The organism is Caballeronia glebae (assembly GCF_001545035.1).
Classification (GTDB): domain Bacteria; phylum Pseudomonadota; class Gammaproteobacteria; order Burkholderiales; family Burkholderiaceae; genus Caballeronia; species Caballeronia glebae.
This window is the reverse complement of the sequence record NZ_FCOJ02000019.1, coordinates 13,044-35,052: the sequence shown is the minus strand read 5'-3', so window position 1 is coordinate 35,052 and position 22,009 is coordinate 13,044. Positions and strand designations below refer to the sequence as shown.

20 protein-coding genes are annotated in these 22,009 nt (G+C 62.9%); 11 read left to right on the top strand and 9 right to left on the bottom strand.

What is annotated here, in order from left to right; translation table 11 throughout:
- Positions 1-43 precede the first annotated feature (43 nt).
- A complete protein-coding gene (locus tag AWB82_RS15130) occupies positions 44-799 on the top strand; it encodes an SDR family NAD(P)-dependent oxidoreductase (RefSeq protein ID WP_086968436.1) in 756 nt (251 codons plus the stop codon).
- A gap of 7 nt (positions 800-806) precedes the next feature.
- Here AWB82_RS15130 and AWB82_RS15125 read toward each other — a convergent pair whose 3' ends face one another.
- From AWB82_RS15125 to AWB82_RS15100, 6 genes are all read right to left on the bottom strand, one after another.
- Positions 807-1,694: a class I SAM-dependent methyltransferase gene (locus AWB82_RS15125; RefSeq protein ID WP_086968434.1), complete on the bottom strand. Its 888-nt coding sequence runs from the start codon at positions 1,692-1,694 to the stop codon at positions 807-809.
- Between the two features lie 74 nt (positions 1,695-1,768).
- On the bottom strand, positions 1,769-2,584 hold the full coding sequence (gene phaZ, locus AWB82_RS15120; protein WP_086968431.1) for a poly(3-hydroxyalkanoate) depolymerase: 816 nt from the start codon (positions 2,582-2,584) through the stop codon (positions 1,769-1,771).
- A gap of 42 nt (positions 2,585-2,626) precedes the next feature.
- Positions 2,627-4,318, bottom strand: a complete 1,692-nt coding sequence (locus AWB82_RS15115; protein ID WP_235023299.1) for an alpha/beta fold hydrolase — start codon at positions 4,316-4,318, stop codon at positions 2,627-2,629.
- A 44-nt stretch (positions 4,319-4,362) separates the two neighbouring features.
- Positions 4,363-4,827, bottom strand: a complete 465-nt coding sequence (locus tag AWB82_RS15110) for a MaoC family dehydratase (RefSeq protein WP_086968428.1) — start codon at positions 4,825-4,827, stop codon at positions 4,363-4,365.
- 11 nt (positions 4,828-4,838) lie between these two features.
- Complete coding sequence (locus tag AWB82_RS15105) at positions 4,839-5,210, bottom strand: BON domain-containing protein (RefSeq protein ID WP_086968426.1); 372 nt, start codon at positions 5,208-5,210, stop codon at positions 4,839-4,841.
- A gap of 44 nt (positions 5,211-5,254) precedes the next feature.
- Positions 5,255-6,379: a porin gene (locus AWB82_RS15100; protein WP_086968424.1), complete on the bottom strand. Its 1,125-nt coding sequence runs from the start codon at positions 6,377-6,379 to the stop codon at positions 5,255-5,257.
- A 273-nt stretch (positions 6,380-6,652) separates the two neighbouring features.
- On the opposite strand from AWB82_RS15100, the gene AWB82_RS15090 reads away from it, so the two are divergent.
- From AWB82_RS15090 to AWB82_RS15075, 4 genes are all read left to right on the top strand, one after another.
- The gene (locus AWB82_RS15090) at positions 6,653-7,708 is read left to right on the top strand and encodes a BKACE family enzyme (protein ID WP_086968419.1); all 1,056 of its coding nucleotides are present in this window, start codon (positions 6,653-6,655) and stop codon (positions 7,706-7,708) included.
- A gap of 168 nt (positions 7,709-7,876) precedes the next feature.
- A complete protein-coding gene (locus AWB82_RS15085; RefSeq protein WP_086968417.1) occupies positions 7,877-9,229 on the top strand; it encodes an MFS transporter in 1,353 nt (450 codons plus the stop codon).
- 38 nt (positions 9,230-9,267) lie between these two features.
- Positions 9,268-9,471 (top strand): hypothetical protein, encoded by a 204-nt coding sequence (locus tag AWB82_RS15080; protein ID WP_086968414.1) that lies wholly within the window; start codon positions 9,268-9,270, stop codon positions 9,469-9,471.
- A 7-nt stretch (positions 9,472-9,478) separates the two neighbouring features.
- Positions 9,479-9,766, top strand: coding sequence for a Rieske (2Fe-2S) protein (locus tag AWB82_RS15075; RefSeq protein WP_086968411.1), 288 nt, complete (start codon positions 9,479-9,481; stop codon positions 9,764-9,766).
- Positions 9,767-9,780: 14 nt separating this feature from the next.
- Here AWB82_RS15075 and AWB82_RS15070 read toward each other — a convergent pair whose 3' ends face one another.
- Both AWB82_RS15070 and AWB82_RS15065 read right to left on the bottom strand, forming a co-directional pair.
- Complete coding sequence (locus AWB82_RS15070; protein ID WP_086968408.1) at positions 9,781-10,512, bottom strand: oxygen-binding di-iron domain-containing protein; 732 nt, start codon at positions 10,510-10,512, stop codon at positions 9,781-9,783.
- Positions 10,513-10,657: 145 nt separating this feature from the next.
- On the bottom strand, positions 10,658-11,956 hold the full coding sequence (locus AWB82_RS15065) for a citrate synthase (RefSeq protein WP_086968405.1): 1,299 nt from the start codon (positions 11,954-11,956) through the stop codon (positions 10,658-10,660).
- A 160-nt stretch (positions 11,957-12,116) separates the two neighbouring features.
- On the opposite strand from AWB82_RS15065, the gene AWB82_RS15060 reads away from it, so the two are divergent.
- The 4 genes from AWB82_RS15060 (at position 12,117) to AWB82_RS15045 (ending at position 16,898) form a co-directional block, all read left to right on the top strand.
- The gene (locus AWB82_RS15060) at positions 12,117-13,478 is read left to right on the top strand and encodes an MFS transporter (protein WP_086968403.1); all 1,362 of its coding nucleotides are present in this window, start codon (positions 12,117-12,119) and stop codon (positions 13,476-13,478) included.
- 146 nt (positions 13,479-13,624) lie between these two features.
- On the top strand, positions 13,625-14,386 hold the full coding sequence (locus tag AWB82_RS15055; RefSeq protein WP_086968401.1) for a class II aldolase/adducin family protein: 762 nt from the start codon (positions 13,625-13,627) through the stop codon (positions 14,384-14,386).
- A gap of 150 nt (positions 14,387-14,536) precedes the next feature.
- Entirely contained in the window at positions 14,537-16,444 is a 1,908-nt protein-coding gene (locus tag AWB82_RS15050) for an FAD-binding monooxygenase (protein WP_086968398.1), read from the top strand.
- A complete protein-coding gene (locus AWB82_RS15045) occupies positions 16,425-16,898 on the top strand; it encodes a MarR family winged helix-turn-helix transcriptional regulator (protein ID WP_407643005.1) in 474 nt (157 codons plus the stop codon). The genes AWB82_RS15050 and AWB82_RS15045 overlap by 20 nt, the downstream gene beginning before the upstream one ends.
- A 21-nt stretch (positions 16,899-16,919) precedes the next feature.
- Here AWB82_RS15045 and AWB82_RS15040 read toward each other — a convergent pair whose 3' ends face one another.
- On the bottom strand, positions 16,920-17,483 hold the full coding sequence (locus AWB82_RS15040) for a sugar O-acetyltransferase (RefSeq protein WP_086968396.1): 564 nt from the start codon (positions 17,481-17,483) through the stop codon (positions 16,920-16,922).
- Between the two features lie 283 nt (positions 17,484-17,766).
- Here AWB82_RS15040 and AWB82_RS15035 point away from each other — a divergent pair, with 283 nt between their 5' ends.
- On the top strand, positions 17,767-18,903 hold the full coding sequence (locus AWB82_RS15035; RefSeq protein WP_096031432.1) for a branched-chain amino acid ABC transporter substrate-binding protein: 1,137 nt from the start codon (positions 17,767-17,769) through the stop codon (positions 18,901-18,903).
- A 632-nt stretch (positions 18,904-19,535) separates the two neighbouring features.
- On the top strand, positions 19,536-22,004 hold the full coding sequence (locus AWB82_RS15025) for an arylsulfatase (RefSeq protein ID WP_086968393.1): 2,469 nt from the start codon (positions 19,536-19,538) through the stop codon (positions 22,002-22,004).
- Positions 22,005-22,009: the final 5 nt, after the last annotated feature.

The following is a 22,009-nucleotide window of genomic DNA, read 5'->3' as shown; positions in this document are numbered from 1 at the left end:
CAACGCGACGCAGCGTGCGCCGCGAAATCATCGGAGAGTTCAAATGACTGGCAAATTCGAAAACAAGGTCGTGGTCGTGACGGGCGGCACCAGCGGGATCGGCTATGCGAGCGCGGCGCGCTTCGCCGCGCTTGGCGCGTCGGTGTTCATCACCGGTCGCCGGCAGAAGGAACTGGACGAGGCGGTCGAATCGATCAAGGGACGCGTCGTAGGCGTGCGGGCGGACATGTCGAAACTCGCGGACATCGACCGCCTCTACGATGCCGTCCAGCAGAAGCATTCGAGCATCGACGTGCTGTTCGCGAATGCCGGCGGCGGCTCCATGCTGCCGCTGGGCGCGATCACTGAAGAACACTACGAAGACACGTTCGGGCGCAACGTGAAGGGCGTGATCTTCACCGTCCAGAAAGCGATTCCGCTTCTGCGCGACGGTGCCTCCGTGATCCTGACCGGCTCCACGGCGGGCAGCACCGGCACCGCCGCGTTCAGCGTCTACAGCGCGTCCAAGGCGGCCGTGCGCAATCTCGCCCGAAGCTGGACTCTGGACCTCAAGGACCGGGGGATTCGCGTGAACGTCGTGAGCCCGGGACCGGTGAAAACGCCCGGTCTGGTCGAACTGGCCGGCCCGGATCAGGCGCAACAGCAAGGGTTGCTCGACTACATGGCGTCGAACGTGCCGCTCGGACGGGTAGGCGATCCGGACGAAGTCGCCAAGGTCGTGCTTTTCCTGGGTTCCGACGACTCCAGCTTCGTCGCGGGCGCGGAGTTTTTCGTCGACGGCGGTCTCGCCCAGGTCTGAGCCATCGCTATGGTTTGGCGAACCTGAGCGTCATGCGATCCGATTCGCCGATGGCGGCGTAGCGCGAGCGGTCGACGTCGCCGCCCTTGTATGTGGGCGGCAAGGACCACACGCCGTGCGGATAGTCTTTCGTATCCTTCGCGTTCGCATTGATCTCGCTGCGCGCAACCAGCACGAAACCCGCTGCTTGCGCGTGCTCAATGACGAACGCCTCGGTCACGTAGCCGGAATCGATCATCTGCTGCACGCTCGCGCCCGGCCGCGCGCGATGTTCCTCGACGCCGAGCACGCCTCCGTGCTTCAGCGCGCCATAAAACGCGCGCAGGTTCGCATCGATCTGGCCATCCTTGATCCAGTTATGGATGTTTCGAAACGTGAACACGCGGTCGAATCGCTCATGCGCGTCGAAGCCGATGAACCGGCCGGCGTGCAACGTGCCGACGACGACGTTTCCATACACGGCGGGAGCGTCCGCGAGCTTGCGCCGATAGGCGGCATCGGTTGCGTCGTCCTCGGCGGCGAGATCGGCGGACGTGCTCAGATATTGCGCTTCGTAAAGCTGCCCCGAATTGCGCAGATACGGCGCGAGAATGTCCGTGTACCAACCGCCGCCCGGCGCGATTTCCAGCACCGTCTGGGTCGGAGCGAGTTCGAAGAACTGCAGCGTTTCTCGCGGATGACGATAGACGTCGCGCGCACGCGCCTTATCGCTGCGTTGCGATCCGGCCATGGCGGCATCGAGCGACGCCGCGCCGGCGGCCTGCGATTGCGATTGTGAATCGCGCGATGAATTCCGCGTATCGGACGACGAGGACGCGCATCCGGTCAGCGCGAGCATGAAGCAGGTGGCGGCGATGGCAATCGCGCGGCCCCGCGCAAGGCGAATTGGGTTCATGAAGCACGCTGCGAGTTCAAGGTACCCGACACGATACGCGTTTCTTTCGCGATCCGCTTCACGCAACGGCGACGCTACTCGCTCAACAGAAAGCTGCGCACCAGCGGACCGACCTCGCGCGTTTGCGTGATAAGAAAGAGATGGCCGTCTTCGATTACGTGCAGCGTCGCGCGCCGGATGCGCCGGGCAAGGATTTGCGCGTTGACAAGCGGAACGATGGGATCGTCGTCGCCGTGCATGACGAGCGTCCGCTGGCGCAGGCAACCGAGCCACAGCAGGCTGCTCCATCCGCACGTCGCGAGCAGTTGATACATGTATCCGCGTCCGCCCGGCGCGCGAATGTGACGACCGTGTTCCGCCAGAAGCGCGGGGTCGCGCCGATATGCGCCGCCATAGATCTCCGCGCCCACTTCCCGCAGATAGTCCGGGTCGCGATAGCGGCGCGCGCCGACGAGCTTCGACAACACGGAGAGCCGCCCCGGCACCATGATGACGCCCGGCGATGTCGCGGCCAGCACCAGCCTGCGGCAGCGCAACGGATACAGGTACGCGAACTGTTGCGCCAGCGCGCCGCCCCACGAGACGCCGAGGACATCCACCGGTCCTTCATAGCCGAGCTTCGAGAGCAGCTTGTCGGTCATCACCGCGAGCGTGGCGAAGCGATACGGCACAAGCGGCGCGGGCGATCCGCCGACGCCAGGAATGTCGAAGATCACGACTTCGACATCGCCGAGCGCATCCACGAATGGTTGCACCAGTTCGAGATTAGCGCCGATGCCGTTGAACACGACGAGCGGCGGCGAAGCGTCGCCGCCGCGCCAGATGCCCACGCGAAGTAGTTGGCCGTCGAGCGAGACGGTCTGTATGTCCGGTGCGCGCATGTTTTTCATCGTTCTTGTTCCATGTGAATGCCGATCGGGCGCCGGTCCGGATCAGGCCTCGCTGACATACGTTCCCGGCGCATCGGCCAGTCGCTTGTGACGCCTGTTGCCGAGCGTTCGCGGCGCGGGGCGCAATTCGCCCGAGCGTTGCGCGAGCCATTCGCGCCAGTCGCTCCACCATGAATCCGCTTCGGGCCGGGCGTCGGCGAGCCATGCATCGGCGTCTTCGGGCAATGCGTCGTTACGGAAGTACTTCGCCTTCGGATTGCCCGGCGGATTGATCAGGCTCTGGATATGTCCGCTCGAACTCAGCACGTAACGCGTCTTGCCGCCGAATGCGCGCGCCGTGTTGTAGACGCCCTTCCACGGCGTGATGTGATCGGTCATGCCGGCCATCACGTAGGTGTCGCACGTGACCTTCGACAGATCGACCGGCGTGCCGAGCACCGTCAGCTTGCCCGGCTCGCTCAACAGGTTATGCGTGAAGATGTCGAGCAACTGGCCGTGCAGCTTCGCGGGCAGACGGGTCGCGTCATTGTTCCAGTAGAGAATGTCGAAGGCCGGAGGCGCCTCGCCCATCAGATAGTTGTTGATCCAGAAGCTCCAGACGAGATCGTTCGGTCTCATCCACGCGAACACGCGGCCCATTTCCTCGCCCGGCAACACGCCCTTCGCGCGGCTATTGCGCTTGGCCATTTCGATAGCCTCGGGCGTCGTGAAGAGACCAAGCTGCGATCGCGCGCTGCTGTCGAGCACCGCCACCATCAGCGTGGCCGCGTGGACCGTCTTCTCGCCACGGCTCGCCAGATGGCCGAGCAGCGCGGAGATCGTCATCGCGCCGGAGCACGCGCCATGCAGGTTCACGTCCGCGTGGCCGGTGATGTCGCGCACCGCGCCGATCGCTTCGATGAGCGCGGCGACATACGTGTCCATGTCCCACTCGCGCTGCGCCTCGGTCGGGTTGCGCCAACTGACTGCGAACACCTGGAACTCGCTCTTCACCAGATACTCGACGATGCTCTTGTTCGGCGACAAATCGAAGATATAGAACTTGTTGATCTGCGGCGGCACGATCAGCTGGGGACGCGCGTGGACGTTCGGCGTCGCCGGCGCGTACTGGATGAGTTCGAGCACTTCGTTGCGAAACACGACCGCGCCGGCGGACGTCGCGAGATTCTCGCCGACGCGAAACGCGCGCTTGTCGACCTGCGACGGCATGCCCTTGTTGTTGAGCGTATCGGTCAGCATGTTTCGCATGCCGGCGACGACACTCGCGCCGCGCGACGCCACGAGCTTTCGCAGCGCCGCGGGATTGCCCGCGAGCGTGTTGGTCGGCGCGAGCGCATCCGTCACAAGCGACATCACGAACTGCGCGCGCTCCTTGCTGGCGTCGTCGAGCGCGGATCGATCCACGAATCCGGCGAGCGCGTTGCGCCATGCCAGATAGCCCTGCATGGTCGTGCGATACAGCGTCTGTTCGCGCCACGCCGGATCGGCGAAACGCTTGTCGCCCTGTTGCGGCGAACATGCGTCCTTGCCATTGGCCGCCGATGTCAGATCGCGCACGAGCGCCGCCGTCTGTCCCATCAAAAGCGCGGGATGCAGCATCGCCTGAGCGCCGATTTGCCCGGCGGCGGCGAGCATGTCCATCGCGCGCAAGCCCACGAACGGGTTGGGTCCGAGCATGCCGTCGGTTGCGCTGGCCGTGAGGCCGTCGTTTTCGTGGCTCATGTTTGCTGCCATACCAATCTCCATACTTTCATTCCGGTCTCCTCCAGCACCGTCCGTCACGCGACGAGCATCGCGAGCGTCTGGGCGATCAGCGCGGGCTTGTCCTCGCCTTCGATCTGCAGTTCGCTGTCCGTCCTGACGAGAATGCGACCGCCGCCCTTTCTTTCCACCGAACTCAGCACCACACGGCATCTCACCCGCGCGCCGGATCTGACCGGCGTCATGAAGCGCACCTTGTCCAGCCCGTAATTCAAGGCTGCGGATGCATCTGCGGGAATCAGGCCGACTTCGATCGCGAGCGTCGCCAGCAACGAGAGCGTGAGATAGCCGTGCGCGATGGTTCCGCCGAAAGGACTCTCGCGTCGCGCGCGTTCCTCGTTCACGTGGATCCACTGCATGTCGCCCGTGCATTGCGCGAATGCCTCGATGCGCGCCTGATCCACGATGACCCAGTCCGACACGCCCAACTCGCGGCCGACGAATTCATCGATCGTCGCCATGCTGTATTCGATCGTTCTCATGCGATTCCTCGTTATTGCGCGAAGTTGCGCCTGACGGTCAGCTTGTTCGTCACGGAGCTCACGCCGGAGACGCCTTTCGCCAGTGAGACAGCTTTGTCGATCTGCGCCGGGTCGGCGGCCGTGCCGGTCAACGTCACCGCGCCGTCTTTCGCACTGACGCCGATGTCGCCGGCGTCGATGCTTTTGTCCTTCGCGAATGCGGCGTACACGAGCTTGCGCAACGCGCGATTGTCTTTCCGGGTTGCTACAGGCGCGCTTGCGCTCGACGCCATCGAAGGCGCGCTCGCCGCCGCCATCGACTGGCTCGATTGAAAGCCGGCGCTCATCGACGCCAGCACGATAGATACGGCGCACATAGCATTGCGTGACTTCATTTTCTGCATGGATTGCTCCGGGTTATGGTTCACAGGATTTCGGCAGCCGCCACTCAGAAGTTATGTCGCAGGCCGATCATCGCGGCCGTGGTCGACTCGCCCGGAGCCACGGGTTGTCCGTAGACGATCGTCTGGTTCATCGTGCCGTGATTGTCGACATAGCCGACTTGCGCATAGGCGAGCGTGCGTCTGGACAAGCTGTACTCGGTGCCGATCGCGAATTCGCTCGAATGATTCGTCGAGTTGTTCTTGTCCTTCAGGTAGTAGAACCCCGAAGTGAGTTTGAGCACCGGCGAGAACCGATAACCAAGACCCAGCGAATAGAGGTCGTAATCCGCCCGGCCGGTATTCGCCGGGTTTTTGCCGTGGCTGTACGAACCGGACACCGAGATGTCGCTGAACGTGTACATCGCGCCGAGGTACACGAGGCGGTTATTGTTCAGACCGGTCGGCGCGACGCCGGGTAGCGGGTTCGCATCGTGTCCGTTGTAGTAGACCGCCGCGAGGTTAAGGCCGAAGTTCGAATACTTGAGGACGACGGACTCGCGCGTGCCGCCCTGAAACTCCCCCGGCACGCCACCCGGCGCATATTCGAGCGCGAGCGACGCACCATAGAATTTCGGCGATTCGTAGACGAGCGCGTTGCTGTCGTACAGCGCGCCGATAGGACCGTTCGTGCTCGTGCCGGGCCAGCCGGCCGCCTGATTCATGCCGAGCCACGCGGTAAGAATGCTGCCGAAGTACTGCGCTGCGCGCACGTCGGTATCGAACATCGCGTAGACCATCGGCACGATCTGGCGGCCCGCGTTGAACGTGCCGAACGGACCGGACACGCCCAGCGTCGCGAACTGGTTGAATTGCGCGGGCACGCCGGGTGTATCCGAGAGACCGAAGCGGCCGGTGCCCGAATCGAAGGTGCCCTGCAACCTGAAGTTGACGCGATATCCGCCGCCCAGATCTTCGCTACCTTTGAGGCCCCAGTAGCTCGCGTAAATGCCGCCGTCCTTGTAGCGATACACCTTGCCGAGATTGGGCGCGTTCGGCGCGAACGACGCGGCTGACGTGCTCTGATAAAGCACGCCTGCATCGACTACGCCGTAGAGCGTCACCGAGCCTTGCGCCGCCGCGGCGCCTGAGCACGCAAGCAATACCGCGAAGCATGGAATTCCGAGTTTCATAAGGTCTCCGTATTTTCTAGCTTCTGGACATCCCGTATGAAGAAGATGTCCGGGCCGCTCGAACAGGCAGTCGCAGGATGGTCTGCCTCACGACGCGTGAAGTCATGTTGAAAGAATACGGAAAGCGCGCGGCCGTTGCCCCTCTCGCGGAGGGAGGGGCAACGGCGGCGGATCGCGCCCCCAATAAGCCCCCTCCCGACGCGAGAGGGTTGCATGAGGCATCTCTCCACTACGATTGGATCAGGTCAACAAATTCAATTCTCTGGAGCAAACATGCAATTCCTCGACGATTCGCTTCACCCTGAAAACCAGGACAAGGTCGTGATCACCGTTGCGCCCTACGGCCCCGAATGGATGCCGGAAGATTTCCCCGAAGATATTCCCGTGACGATGGAAGAACAGGTGCAGAAGGCCGTCGATTGCTACAACGCGGGCGCGACGGTTCTCCATCTGCACGTGCGCGAGCTGGACGGCAAAGGCAGCAAGCGCCTGTCGAAGTTCAACGAACTGATCGCCGGCGTGCGTGCAGCGGTGCCGGACATGATCATCCAGGTGGGCGGCTCGATCTCCTTCGCGCCGGAAGACGACGGCCAGGCGGCAAAGTGGTTGTCCGACGATACGCGCCACATGCTCGCCGATCTCGATCCGAAGCCCGATCAGGTGACGGTCGCGATCAACACGACGCAGATGAACATCATGGAGTTGCTGTATCCGGAGTATCTGGCGGGCACCTCGCTCTCGAACCCCGCGTTCATGGCCGCCTACGCCGAAATGACGGTTCCGGCCGGTCCCGCGTGGGTCGAGGAGCATCTGCGCCGTCTGCAGGCGTCCGGCATCCAGCCGCACTTCCAGCTGACCGGTATCCACGCACTGGAGACGCTCGAACGCCTCGTGCGCAAGGGCGTGTACAGGGGACCGCTGAACCTTACGTGGATCGGCATCGGCGGTGGCTTCGACGGTCCGAACCCGTTCAACTTCTTCAACTTCGTTCACCGTGCGCCGGACGGCTGCACGCTCACGGCCGAGTCGCTGCTGAAGAACGTGCTGCCGTTCAATATGATGGCGATGTCGATGGGCCTGCATCCGCGCTGCGGCATCGAGGACACCATCATCGATCAGCACGGCAAGCGCTTCACTTCGGTGCAGCAGATCGAGCAGTGCGTGCGCGTGGCGCGAGAACTGGGCCGCGAGATCGCGAGCGGCAAGGAAGCGCGCGACATTTATCGCATTGGCGTGCAATACGAAACCGTCGATGAGACGCTCGCCGCCAACGGCATGGCGCCCAACCGCCGGGCCGGTCAGGTCAACCTGCCGCTGCGCGCGGCCTGAAAACCGGGCTAGCAGGCGTTGCGCCCGTCGCCGCGCCTGCTGCCTGAACTCAACACTCCACGGCGAAGGCGGGATGCTCACGTTTCCCGCCGGAACAAACAGCGGCCCGCCGCGCACTCATGCGCGAGACGGCGCCCACGCCAAACATCGGAGGAGACAATCTTGGATATGCATTGCATCGAGCCGGCGAAGTGTGACGACAACACCGCTCTGGCCACATCACGCAAATACGCGTGGATCGTATTCGCGCTGACTTTCGGTCTGCTGCTATCGGACTACATGTCCCGGCAGGTTCTGAACGCGGTGTTTCCGCTGCTGAAGCAGGCGTGGAGTCTGTCTGATACGCAACTGGGTTCGCTCAGCGGCGTCGTGGCGCTGATGGTCGGCCTCCTGACCTTCCCGCTTTCCGTGCTCGCCGACCGCTGGGGCCGCGTGCGCAGCCTCGTTCTGATGGCCACGCTTTGGAGTCTCGCCACGCTCGGCTGCGCGGTCGCGACCAGTTACGGCGAAATGCTCGTGGCGCGCGCCTGCGTCGGTCTCGGCGAGGCGGCCTACGGTAGCGTCGGCATCGCGCTCATCCTCAGTATTTTTCCCGCGCACCTTCGCTCCACGCTCACGGGCGCCTTCATGGCCGGCGGCGCGTTCGGTTCGGTGCTCGGCATGGCGCTGGGCGGTTTCGTCGCCATTCACTTCGGATGGCGCGCGTCCTTCGCCGCGATGGCGATCTTCGGCATCGTGCTGGTGATCGTCTACCGGCTGACGGTTTCCGACAAGCGCATCGCCACGCGCTATGGCGACGCCCAGTCCGCCGCGCGGCAGGCGGGCGGCATGCGCACGAGCCTGCGCGCGCTGGTGGCGGGCCTCTTCTCGACGGTTTCGGTGGTCTGCGCCTACGTCGGCAGCGGCTTGCAACTCTTCATCATGGGCGCGGTGATCGCGTGGATGCCGAGCTTTCTGAACCGCTACTACGCGATGCCCGCGGACAAGGCCGCTGCAGGCGCCGCGGTCTTCGTGCTGCTCGGCGGCATCGGCATGGTCGGATGCGGTGTCGTTACGGACCGGGTCTGCCGGGATGTGCCCTCGCGCAAGTGGATCACGGCGCTCGCCTATTGCCTGATCTCGCTCGTGCTGCTGTCCATCGGCTTCCGGGTCCAGCCCGGCGCATTGCAGCTTGTCCTGCTCGGCGCGGGCATTCTGGTCGTCGCGGGCACGTCGGGTCCGGCGGGCGCGATGGTGGCCAATCTCACGCCATCGACGATCCACGCGTCCGCATTCGCGACGCTGACGCTCGCGAACAATCTGCTCGGCCTTGCGCCCGGCCCGCTCGTCACTGGCGCGATCGCCGACCGGATTGGTCTGCTGGGCGCGTTGCAGGTGATTCCCGTCGTCGGCATCGCGGCCATGCTTGCGTTCGCGCTCGGCCGGGCGAGATACGCACGCGATCTGGGCCGGATCGACGCGCTGCGCGGTCGGGCGGCGGAGCAGCGAGTCATCGCTGGAACCGACGCGCCTGGCCACTGAATTCACGTACACGCCTTCTTTTATCTGGAGAAAATGCAATGCCCGATTGCCTGCACACAGCCTCGCCGACGGAAACAGCCGACACGGTCGATACGGTCGAATCGAAGCGCGATCCGCAGACCAAGCGGCCAACCGACGCCTCGTCGGCCGCATCGCGAACATTTGCCTGGGGGAAACCATACGGACCCTACGACTGGATGGACGCGCACACGCCGTGCGACGATCTGAGCGCGTGGCATTGAACCCGAAATGACACGGACGATCTCGATTGCGCCGGACAAGCTTCCCGAGCCCGGCGCGCGCTCGCTGACATTCGTCGATGGACGCAGCGTCGTGCTCTTGAATATCGAAGGCGTGGTTCACGCGATCGACAATTCATGTCCGCACAACGGGGCTTCCCTCGCCAACGGCCGGCTCGACGGACGCATTCTGCAATGTCCCGCGCATGGCTTGCGCTTCGATGTCGTGACGGGCTGTGTCGTCGGCGCGAGCGGAATGTGTCTGACGAAACTCGATGTCGAAACCGTCGGCGAGTGACGCCCGAAGGCGCTTCATTGACGCACGCTCTGAGCCAATGCACGCAACAGCCCAGCACCGTCGCCGCTCCACGCGCTGCCATGCATGCAAGCGAGCGTCGTGGGTTCGAGCTGCGCGAGGCGCTCGAACATCGCGTCGGCATCGCGGGTGTGCGAGAAGTAATCCATGCTGCGCCGGAACGCTTCGCTCGGGCCGAGAATATCGGCCGTGGTCAGCGCGGGCAGCGTCGCGCCGCCTTGCGTGAACAGGTCGCCGCATAGCAGCGTGCGCGTGCTTTCCTCCATCATGAAGCCGCACTCCCACGCATGCGGCAGATGCGGCGTGTCGATCCAGCGCACGCTGTGGCGTCCGAGCGAGACCGCCTGCCCGTCGGCGAGCGCGACGGGCGCGCGATCGGCCAGATCCGTGATGGACACCATCGCCGCCACCGTGCCGCAGAGCGGCGTGGCATCGGGCGATACCGCCAGCCACTCGTTGAGCGAACCGCATTCGTCTGCTTCGACGTGCGAAAACGCGATATGCCGCAGACGCGCCGGATCGAGCACGCTCGCGAGCGCTTCCCGCACGAGCGCAAACATCTTGCGCGGGCCGGTATGAAAAAGCAGCGGATCGTCGTCGACGATCAGATACTGGTTGAAGGAGAAGCCTCCCGCGTCGCCGGGCAACGTCACCGGCGTGTTGATGCGATACACGCCAGCAGCGATTTCCTCGACGTTCGTGCCGGACTGCGAGTTCGTGATGACCATGCGCGCCTCCTGGTTTATCGTTTCCCCGCTTTGATTGCCGGCATTCGCCGCATGCGCCCGATTGTCGGCGTTTCACGCGGCCGTGTCGATTGGTCGAACCGTCGAATGGTCGTGCGCATTGGGACGTTCAAATGGCGCGTCTTCGTCAGGAACCCGTGCCGTTTTCAGGCGAAGGCGTCGTTTCGTACTTCGCCCGCGGACGCAGCAGGAAAGCCTGCGTGCGTTGCTCCATCACGTGTGCGACCCACCCGGCTGTGCGGCTGACGATCCAGATGGCGGTCGCTGTCCCGTCGGGCAATCCGAGCGCGCGGGCGAGCGTCACGAGGCCGAGCGCGACGCCCGGATGCGCGTCCAGTTCGCGCCGCATGCGCTCCAGAAACGCGATCGTGATGCGCGTTCCCTCGCGCGCGGCAGACGACGATTCGCCACGTCCCGCGATTTCCGCGGCCGCCTGGAGCATCAGATCGGCGCGCGAATCGCCGCCGGCATAGAGCGGATGGTTGAATCCGAAGAGACTCGCGCCGTATTCGCGCACGCGGTCCACGCGCGAATCCAGTTCCGACAACGGCTCGCAAAGCAGCAAGGTCTCGATCTTTTCAGTGCCGGTGCCGGTAGAAAAGCCGATATGCGAGCCGATTGCCGCCGCCACGCAACTGAAGATATCCGCATTGGTCGACGCGGCCACGCGCGCGGAAAACGTCGCGGGCGCGAGTTCGTTGTCGGCCAGCACGACGAGCGCCGTAGTGACCGCGCGCAGCGTCTCGGGCGTCACCGCCGCTCCCGCGCCGCGCAAGATCTGGCCGGCGATGCTCTCGCCTTCGGCGCGCGGGCAGAACGCACGCTCGGGCCCGAGGAATCCCACGCATCCCGCCATGCTTTGCAGCATCAGGCGCGCGGCCTGCACCGCGCCGCCGTCGGCGATCTCTCGCGTGCCGCGCCCCTGCATCGCGAGCGCGAAGGGCACCATGCCCAGCAGCGCGCCGATGTCGCCGCTCGCGATACCGCCCTCGTAGACCGACAGGAAGCGCAGCACGTCGGGCGGCGTCGCGAGCGGCGCCCACACCGCGAAGCCGCTCTGCCAGATGCCCGTCGTAAGCAGATGCACGACCGATTCGAACGCGGCGCCCGACCCGGCCAGATCGACGGCGAGCCGATTGCGGTAGCGCGGTCCGTGCGGCGTGATTTGCGTGATTGCGGAGTGCAGCACCGGATCGCCGAGACGCAGCGTCGATTCGGCCACCGCGCCGCTGGGCGGGCGTCCGCGCTTGCGCGCGGCCAACCGCTCGATGTCGCGCCGCAGGTACAAGCGCTTGCGGCCGTCCGCATGCGGCGTGGCGCGCACCAGGCCACGGCTGACATAGGCGTAGAGCGTCGCCGCCTTGATGTTCAATCGCGCCAGCGCTTGCTCGCAGGTGACCACATCGTTCCACTCTCGTTCACTCATGTTCTTTCCGGCCGCGCGGTGAAAGCGTCGTTATGTTGATTTTAAAACTCAATATTGATAGATATAAACTGTACCAGTAGAGTGAACTCCGGGACAAAAAACAAGGACGCCGCGAGCCGTATCGGCAAGAGCGGCAAGTCCTCACATCCGGAGACACTGCATGACCCTGGACTCGACGCCGTTACCGCGCAATCGCCTCGATTTGCGCGACACGCTGCAAGCCGCGCCGCTCGGCGCTTTTCACTTCCGTCTCGCGATCCTGCTCGCGCTGATCCTCTGGTACGACGGTTTCGATCTGTATAACGCGTCGTATATCGTCCACGACGTCGCGCCCGCGTGGCATCTCTCGCCGAGTCAGATAGGCCTGCTGCTCTCGTGCGGGCTTGGCGGCTTCGCGATCGGCTCGGCCGTTTCGGGTCTGTTCGGCGACCGCTTCGGACGACGTCGCGTGATCCTGCCCGGCGTCTGGCTGTCAAGCTTGATGAGCCTCGCCATCGGGCTTTTCGCCCACGATCTGTTCTCGTTCGTCGTGTTGCGCTTCGTCATGGGGGTCGCGCTCGGCCTGCTCATGCCGATGTGCGTCACGTACATCAACGAGATCGCCCCGAAGCGTTCGAACAACGTGTTCACGATCGGCTTTTTCTCGCTCGGCTGGATCGGCGGGGCGACCAGTTCCGGCTTCATCGCGGCGTGGCTGATGCCGCACTTCGGCTGGCAAAGCATGTACTTCACGGGCGCGCTGGCGATGGTGCTCGCGTTGGCCCTTCAATTCGTGCTGCCGGAATCCGTGGCCTTTCTCGGAAGCCGCAACCGTGTGGACGAGGTGCGCGCGCAACTGATGCGCTTCTGGCCGGCGCGCGCTGCGGAGTTTCGCAACGCCGAACTGGTCGCGCCTGCGCCGACCGTGAAGGCCGGCTCGTTCCGCGCGCTGTTCGCCGCGCGCTTTCGCCGTCAGACGCTATGTTTCTGGGCGATGGGCGCGCTCTCGCTGTTCTCGTCATACGGACTGTCGGGCTGGTTGCCGACCATCCTGCTCAAGCGCGGCGAGAATCTTTCGATCAGCTTCGCGTATGGCTCCCTGCTGGTGTTCGCCTCCGCGTTCGGCAGCCTGCTCTCGGGCTTCATGGCCGACCGCATCGGCAACCGGCGTCTCGCCATGTCGATCGCCTGGCTGCTCGGCGCGAGCGCCATCGGCATGCTCGCGCTGAAGAGCGGCGGTCAGATCTTCTGGATCATCGTGGTCGCGGGCATGTTCGTGATCGGCACGCAGACGGTCCTCAACAATCTCGTCGCCGTCAGTTATCCCACTGAAATCCGCAGCACGGGAGTCGGCGTTTTCTTCGGCATCGCGCGCTTCGGCGCCATGTGCGGACCGGCATTCTCGGGCGTGCTGCAACAGGCGACAGGCGGCCCGGGCGCGATGTTCCTCGTGCTGGGCGCCTCGCTCGTCACGGCTGCCGTGCTGGTCTTTCTGGTCGAGCGGCCGGAAAGCCTGCCCGACGCCGCCGCGTTCGGACACTGACACGTCGAGACGCGCGCGCTCTTGCCAGCGTCGCGCTCAATGCCTTCCCGCGCCGCTTGCCCGGCGAGTTGTTTCCACCCGAGGTTTCGGCCGCCGGCGCGCGCCCGACCTCACCTCACATCACATCACTCGCAACGATATAAACCATGACGCAGAACACGCCCTACACCGCCGCCCCGACCACGCATGACGCGCATGACATGACGCGCCTGTTCGATGACCTCGCCGCCGCCAACCACATCCTCGCGCAGCACGAAGTGCTCGACGGTTTCGGCCACGTGAGCGTGCGCGATCCGCGCAATCCGCAGCATTTTCTGATCGCGCAGTCGATGGCGCCCGAATTGGTGCAACCCGACGACATCCTCACGCTCGACTTCGACTGCCAGCCGGTCGACGGCGACACCCGCAAGCGCTATCTGGAAACGTGGATCCACGCCGAGATCTACCGCGCGCGCCCCGACGTGAAGGCGGTCGTGCATAGCCATTCCCCTTCGGTGATTCCGTTCGCGGCGTCGTCGGTGCAACTGCGCCCGATCTATCACATGGCCGGCTTCCTCGCCACGGGTTCGCCGGTGTTCGACATTCGCCACTGCTTCGGCTGCACCGACATGCTGGTGCGCAACAGCGCGCAGGGCAAGGCGCTGGCCGAGACGCTCGGCAACTCGGACGTCGCGCTGATGCGCGGTCACGGCTTCGTGGCGACAGGCCCGTCGCTGCCGGCGGCGGTTTATCGTGCGATCTATACGGAACTCAACGCCGCCATGCAGCAGAAAGCCATCGCGCTGGGCGGCGAGGTCACGTATCTCGACGAGGGCGAAGGCCGCGCCAGCACCGAGACCAACCTCGGCGTGATCGAGCGGCCCTGGACGCTCTGGAAGCGGCAAGTCGAGACGCTGCGTCGCGATTGACGCTGCATTGCACGGACGCCGCGCGTCGCCGCACGGAACGCGACGCGCGCATCTAGGGGTAAACATCCGGTTCGTCGGAATCGCTTTGAAAATGGTTGGTGTACGGAGTATATTTCGAACCATCGAGACATCCATCAAAGAGGAGACACCATGCAATTTCATCTCGACGGTTTCCGCGTCGGCGATCCGACGATCGAACCTGCCGCCGAAGGCGCGCCTCATGCCGACATGCCCGCTACCGTCGATGTCCTCATCGTCGGCAGCGGGCCGGCCGGACTCGTGCTGGCCGCGCAACTCTCGCAGTTCCCGACGATCGATACGCGCATCGTCGAACGCCGTTCGGGACCGCTCCTGATGGGTCAGGCGGACGGCGTTGCGTGCAGGACCGTCGAGATGTTCCATGCCTTCGGCCTGAGCGAGCGCCTGCAGCGCGAGGCGTGCTGGGTCAACGAAACTGTCTTCTGGCGGCCCGATGCCGACGATCGCGGCGCGATCAAGCGTACCGGACGTGTTCAGGATACCGAAACAGGTTTGTCGGAGTTTCCGCACGTCATCGTCAACCAGGCGCGTGTCCAGGATTATCTGCTGAATGTGATGCGACGCTCCGCCCCGCGTCTCGAACCCGACTACGATCTCGAAGTCGTGAACGTGGAGCGCGACGAAGACGGCGACTACCCCGTGCGGGTCACGTTGCGGCGCACCGATGCATCGCGGCTCGACGAGACCGTCACCGTGCGCGCGCGTTACGTAGTGGGTTGCGATGGCGCTCGCAGCCGCGTGCGCACGGCCATCGGGCAAACGCTGCGCGGCGATGCGGCCAATCATGCGTGGGGCGTGATGGATGCGCTCGCCGTCACGGACTTTCCCGACATTCGCCTGAAGGCCGCGATCCAGTCCGCGAGCGAAGGCAATCTGCTCATCATTCCGCGCGAAGGCGGCTATCTGGTGCGCTTCTACGTCGATCTGGGCGAGGTCAAGGCCGAGAACCGCGACACCCTCAAGCAGATTACGGTCGATCGCATCATCCAGACGGCGCAACGGATTCTCCATCCCTATTCGCTCGACATCAAGGAAGTCGCCTGGTTTTCCGTGTACGAGGTCGGCCAGCGTCTGACCGACCGCTTCGACGATGCGATCGCAGCCGATGGCGCGTCTCGCGAGCCGCGCGTGTTCATCGCGGGCGACGCCTGCCACACGCATAGCGCGAAAGCCGGTCAGGGCATGAACGTCTCGATGCAGGACGGCTTCAATCTCGGCTGGAAGCTCGGCGCGGTGCTGCGGGGACTCGGCGATGCCGACCTCCTGCGCACGTATTCCGACGAACGTCAGCCCATCGCGCAGGAACTCATCGATTTCGACAAGGAGTGGTCGGCCATGATGGCCGCGCCGCCGAAGGACCCAAGCCGGCCCGAAGCAGGCGGTGTGGACCCCGCCGAGCTTCAGGCGTACTTCGTCCGTGCGGGCCGCTATACGGCGGGCGTCGCGACGCGCTACCGGCCGGCCATGCTGACGGGCGAGCCGACTCATCAGGCGCTCGCGAGCGGCTTCACGATCGGCACGCGCTTTCACTCGTCGCCCGTCATTCGCGCGGCGGATGCGAAGCCCATGCACCTCGGGCATGCCGCGCGCGCCGACGGTCGCTGGCGTCTGTATGCGTTCGCGGATGCCAGTCGCAACGCGCTCGATGCGTTGTGCGAACACCTCAGCACGTCGCCGGATTCCGTGTTGCGCCGCGTGACGCCGGAAGGCGCCGATCCAGACAGCGTTCTCGATCTGCGCGCGGTGTTGCAGCAGGATCATCGCGACGTTCGGCTGAACGATCTGCCCGGCATTCTCCTGCCGCGCAAGGGACGGCATGGCCTCGTCGACTACGAGAAAACATTTACCAGCGATTCGGTGACTGATATCTTCGACGAGCGCGGCATCGACCGCGAACGGGGCGCGCTCGTCGTGGTCCGTCCGGATCAATATGTCGCGCACGTCCTGCCCCTGGACGCGTATGAGGAGCTGAACGCCTTTTTCGGGCCGATCTTTCCGCATGCGTCAACTCGCTCATGAACTGAACAAATTGCCGAACAAAGAAGATGACCGCGACGCGCTGTCGAAATATACGGGCAGCCTCGTGCGTCGCTCGCAGCAGCGCCATGTAGCGGTGTGGCTCGCCGAGGTTTCCGCCGAGGTCACGAGCGTGCAGTACGCCGCGCTCGAAGTGCTGCACGAGACGCCCGGCGTCAATCAGCGTCAACTCGGCGATCAACTCGATGTAGACCGTTCGACGATTGCCGATCTCGTCGCTCGCATGGTTCGCAACGGCCTTATCGAGCGCTCCGACGATCCCGTGGACAAGCGCAGCTATGTGCTCTTTCTGACGGCGGCCGGAAAGAAGCAACTGGCTGCGTTGCGTCCGAGCGTCGAGGAAGTCGAGCGCATTCTCACCGCGCGGCTGACAAGGAAAGATTGTCTGGAGTTGCGGCGGCTGCTTGCTGCGTTGCTGCCGGATCGTGAGGCTTGATGCTTGCGGCGCGCGATGGTTTCAGTCGCGCACAGCAGGACGTACACGTGCCGGGTTCCCCACCGCGGTCGCGCCAGCCGGTACATTCCGCGTCACGATGCTGCCCGCGCCGATCAGTGCGTCATCGCCGATCGTCACGCCCGGCAAGATGATCGCGCCCGCGCCGATCCATACATTGCGGCCGATCCGCACGGGCCGCCCCAATTCCAGACCTGTCGCTCGTACCGCCGGATCGCGCGGATGATCGGCGGTCAGAATCTGCACGCCCGTCGCGATCTGCGTCATGTCGCCGATTTCCACCGAGACGACATCGAGGATCGTGCAGTTGTAGTTCAGGAATACCCCGGCGCCAAGGCTGATGTTGTAGCCGTAGTCGCAAAAGAACGGCGGCCGCACCATCGAGTCTGATCCAACGGCCGCGAACCGTTCCTTCATAAGCTGATACCGCTCCGCAAGCGGCATGTCGAAGGCTCCATTGAAACGCGCCATCCATGCACGGGCCGCTGCCTGATCGGTCTGAATCTCGGAATCGTTGGCGGTGTACAACTCGCCGGCCAACATCTTCTCTTTCTCTGTTCGATTCATTTGTAGCTCGTCTGAAGTGTTATCCATGTCTGCGGACTATACAGAGTGTGGCTCTCTCGATATCCGAACAACCGTTCATCCGTGGCGGGGTAAGTATTTAACCCGAATACGAAACGCGCGAATTGGACAGAGAATAAGTACCGAAACATTTTGCCCGGAGACATTGAAGATATACCAGACCGAACGACGGGCCTTCGACTCGCGTTTCCGCGAACGCCTGAACTGCCGCCGATTCACGATGCTGGCTGAAACGTATGTCCTTCCTTCGATGGAGTGCTCTGTCATGAAAACGTTCGTTTCCCTCTTCGCCGCGTCCGCGCTGTGCATCGCGCCGCTCGTCGCCAACGCCCAGCAAACCGTTCGGATCGGCCTGTCGGCGCCGCTCACCGGCATCAGCGCGTCCAATGGCAAGGATCTCGAAAACGGCGTGCGGCTCGCCCTGGAAGAGGCCAACGCGCAACACATCAGCATCGGTGGGCAGCCGGTTCAGTTCGAGCTCGCATCCGTCGATGATCAAGGCGATCCGCGCATAGGCGTTCAGGTGGCGCAGAAGCTCGTCGACGATGGCGTCGTTGCCGTCGTCGGCTACTACAATTCCGGCGTCGCGCTTCCCTCCGCGCCGATCTTCGCGCGCGCCGGCATTCCGCTGCTCGATCCGGCGGCGACGAATCCGGCGATCACGCGCCAGGGCTTGAACAACGTGTTCCGCATCATCGCCACCGACACCCAGAACTCCGGCAACGCCGGCACCTACGCCGTGAAGGTCACGAAGGCGAAGCGAATCGCGGTCATGGACGACCGGACAGCCTTCGGACAAGGCGCGGTCGAAGAGTTCAGGAAGGCCGTGCAGGCGGCCGGTGGCCAGGTCGTGTCGGAGGAGTACACCAACGACAAGGCGGTCGAATTCAATGCGCAACTGACCAACATCAAGGCCGCCAATGCCGACCTCCTGTACTTCGGCGGACTCGATGGTCAGGCCGGGCTGATCGTCAAGCGCATGAAGCAACTCGGCATACGTGCGCAGTTCGTCGGAAGCGGCGGGATTGCCGACAGCGTATTCATCAGTTCGGCGGGAAACGCGGCTGAAGGCGCGATGGCCTGGGAATACGGCCGGCCCGTCGATTCATTGCCCGCAGGCCGCGCGTTCGCGGAGAAATTCAAAAAGCGCTTCGGCGCAGATACGCTGACGTATGCACCGTTCGCGTATGACTGCGCGTGGCTCGCCATCACCGCCATGAAACAGGCGAATTCGGTGAAGCCCGCCGCAATCATCCAGACGCTGCGCACGATCCAGTACGACGGCATCACCGGCCATGTCTCGTTCGACAAATTCGGCGACCTGAACAATCCGACATCGACGCTGTATCAGGTCAAGTCGATGAAATGGCAGCCGGTGACAACCATCGGCGCGGAAAAATAGCGGCGGTCGGGGAACGTATGTCGATGCGGGCGTGGGAACGTCTGCGTCGATATTTGATTGAGCGACTGCGTTCCCGCGCATCGGTGCTGTGTGCGGCTACGTCAGAACTTGTGCCGCGTGCCGATGCGCGTGATCCGCGCGGCCGCGCTTTGTCCCAGCGAATCGGTGCCGCTCGCCTTCTCGAAGACGCGACCGTGTCCACGTCGGTGCGCTTCGAGAGGAAGTAATCGACGCCCGTATTGAACAGGTTGTTGTTCGCGCCGCCCTTTCCGCCCGCCCCGCCGTTTTATTCTCCCGTCTCGTCGCGCCATCTTGGTGCGTCACCTCGCTGAAATTAGGCTGGACAAAAACTTGATTTCTTCCTGGCCGCGGCCAATAGTGTATTCACCCTTTCCGAAACAGGTCGTCCTTGTCCTGTGCATTCCGTGCTTGCTGTGAAGCAGCCGGGCCGATGATCGAGCGAAACGGGAACGAAAGCCGCGGCGTTATCACGAACACACGTACGCGAAGGGTACGGAAAGGTCGGGCAGATTCATGTTTTCGCATTGCAGCCGTGGGACCGGGCAAGCTTTCAGCACGCGCCCGTGCAGCAGTGAACGCTCGTAAAGGCAGTTGGTAAGCGGAGCGACCCAATGAAAGCACGATCACTCGAAGCGGCGATTAAAGCCTTGCTTGTAGTTATGGCCTGCTTCATCACCGGCGCATATTCTCCCGCAACACCGGCGGAATCGCCCAGCGATACGTCTGCCGCCGTTTTACCGTATCCCGACCCACCTTTCAAAGGCAAGATAGGCAGAACTGTTGAGCAGTCAAAGGCAGACTTTCCGAAGGAGGTCTCCGCGCCGAAGGGCGCTCCCAACGTGCTGGTGATCATGACCGATGACGTCGGCTTTGGTGCCGCCAGCACTTTTGGTGGGCCCATTCCCACTCCGGCAATGGACAAGCTTGCTGCAAACGGACTGCGTTACAACCAATTCCATACCACGGCGCTTTGTTCCCCCACGCGCGCAGCATTGATTACCGGTCGCAACCATCATTCAACGGCGACCGGGAACATCATGGAACTCGGCACCGGGTATCCGGGCTATAACACATTGACCCCGAGAAGCGTGGGCACGGTAGCGGAGGTGCTGAGGGACAACGGTTATACGACCGCCTGGTTTGGCAAAGACCATAACGTGCCGGATTGGCAAACGAGTATGGCTGGCCCATTCCGTTATTGGCCAACGGGTCTAGGCTTCGACTATTTTTTCGGCTTTATAGGCGGTGATGCGAATCAATGGCGGACGCCAATATTCGAGAATACCGTGCCTTATGACTCGCCGGAACAACTGGGCGATCATCCGAAACATTTCAACGAAATTCTGGCCGATCGCGCAATTTCATGGATGAACATGCAGCACGCCGTTGCGCCACAGAAGCCATTTTTTGTTTATTACGTGCCAGGCGGTACGCATGCTCCCCACCATGTGCCGGACGAGTGGATCAACAAGTTCAGGGGGCAGTTCGATCGGGGTTGGGATAAGGTTCGCGAAGAAACACTGACGCGCCAGGTCAAGTTGGGAATCGTGCCACAGGATACGAAGCTCACAACGCGTCCAAAGGAAATTCCCGCGTGGGATAGCCTTAACCCTGATCAGAAGCGGATTTACGCACGCATGATGGAAGTCTATGCTGGTTATCTTGCGCAAACCGACCACGAAATAGGCCGGGTTATCGATGCGGTGTCGCAGATGGGAGAACTCGACAATACCATCATCATCTACATTCAAGGGGACAACGGGGCAAGTGCCGAAGGATCGTTGCAGGGCACTGCCAATGAGATCGGCTTGAACGCAAATGGCGTGGAAGAAAGCGAGGAATACCTGAAATCCACTTTGAACGGTCTGGGCGGAGAGCTTTATTACAATCACTATCCGGTCGGGTGGGCCCATGCGATGGATGCGCCGTTCCAATGGACCAAACAAGTAGCTTCGCACTTTGGCGGAACCAGCAATGGCATGGTAATTTCTTATCCGAGGCTGATATCGGATCGAGGATCGCTGCGTAATCAGTTCTGCCATATCATCGACATCACGCCGACCATTCTCGACGTCGCGAACATCAGATTTCCTTCTATGCTTAACGGCGTTAAGCAGAAACCGTTGGAAGGAACCAGCCTTGTGTACACGTTTAGCGGCGCGAATACGCCCACGCGCCACACGGTGCAGTATTTCGAAATGATGGCCAATCGCGGTATTTATAAGGACGGCTGGATGGCCTCGACCACACCGCTTCGCCTTCCATGGGTCAACTACGGAAATACGCCGCGCCCCGACGACTTCAAATGGGAGCTGTATCACATCACCGAAGACTTTTCACAAGCGAACGACGTTGCCGGAAAGTATCCGCAAAAGTTGAAGGAAATGCAGCAGGTCTTCGACCAGGAGGCGAGAAAATATAACGTCTATCCGCTCGACTCTTCTATGGCCGAGCGGGTCGATCCGGCAATCAGACCGAGCCTTACCCGTGGCCGAAGCGATTTCACTTACCTCGACGGCATGGTGCGGATTCCGGAGGCGAGTGCACCGGATATCAAGAACAGATCTTTTACGGTCACGGCGGAACTGGAGATTCCGTCAAGCGGAACAACGAGCGGAGTCCTGGCTACGTTGGGTGGACGGTTCGGCGGATGGGCGCTGCTGATAAACGACAACAAGCCGCAATTCGTATATGCGTTTTCAAATCAGGACAAGGATAACTACCGGATCACGTCAGGCGAGGCGCTCTCGCCAGGCAAGCATACAATCGCGTTCGATTTTAAATATGACGGCGGCGGACTGGGCAAAGGCGGATCTGGAACGCTAAGCGTCGACGGCAGGCAGGTTGCTCAAGGACGCATCGACCGCACTATTCGCGCACGGTTTTCGTTCGATGAGACCTTCGATGTGGGCGAGGATACCGGAACATCGGTGGTGGAGGACTACTCCGCCAAGATGCCATACAAGTTCAATGGAAAGCTCGACAAGGTGACGATCCACCTTGGAGAGAGCCAGCTAAACGTCGTCGATAGAAAAGCGCTCCAGCGCGCCGCGCGCGCGGTAGCGGACGCAAGGGAATAGCGGCG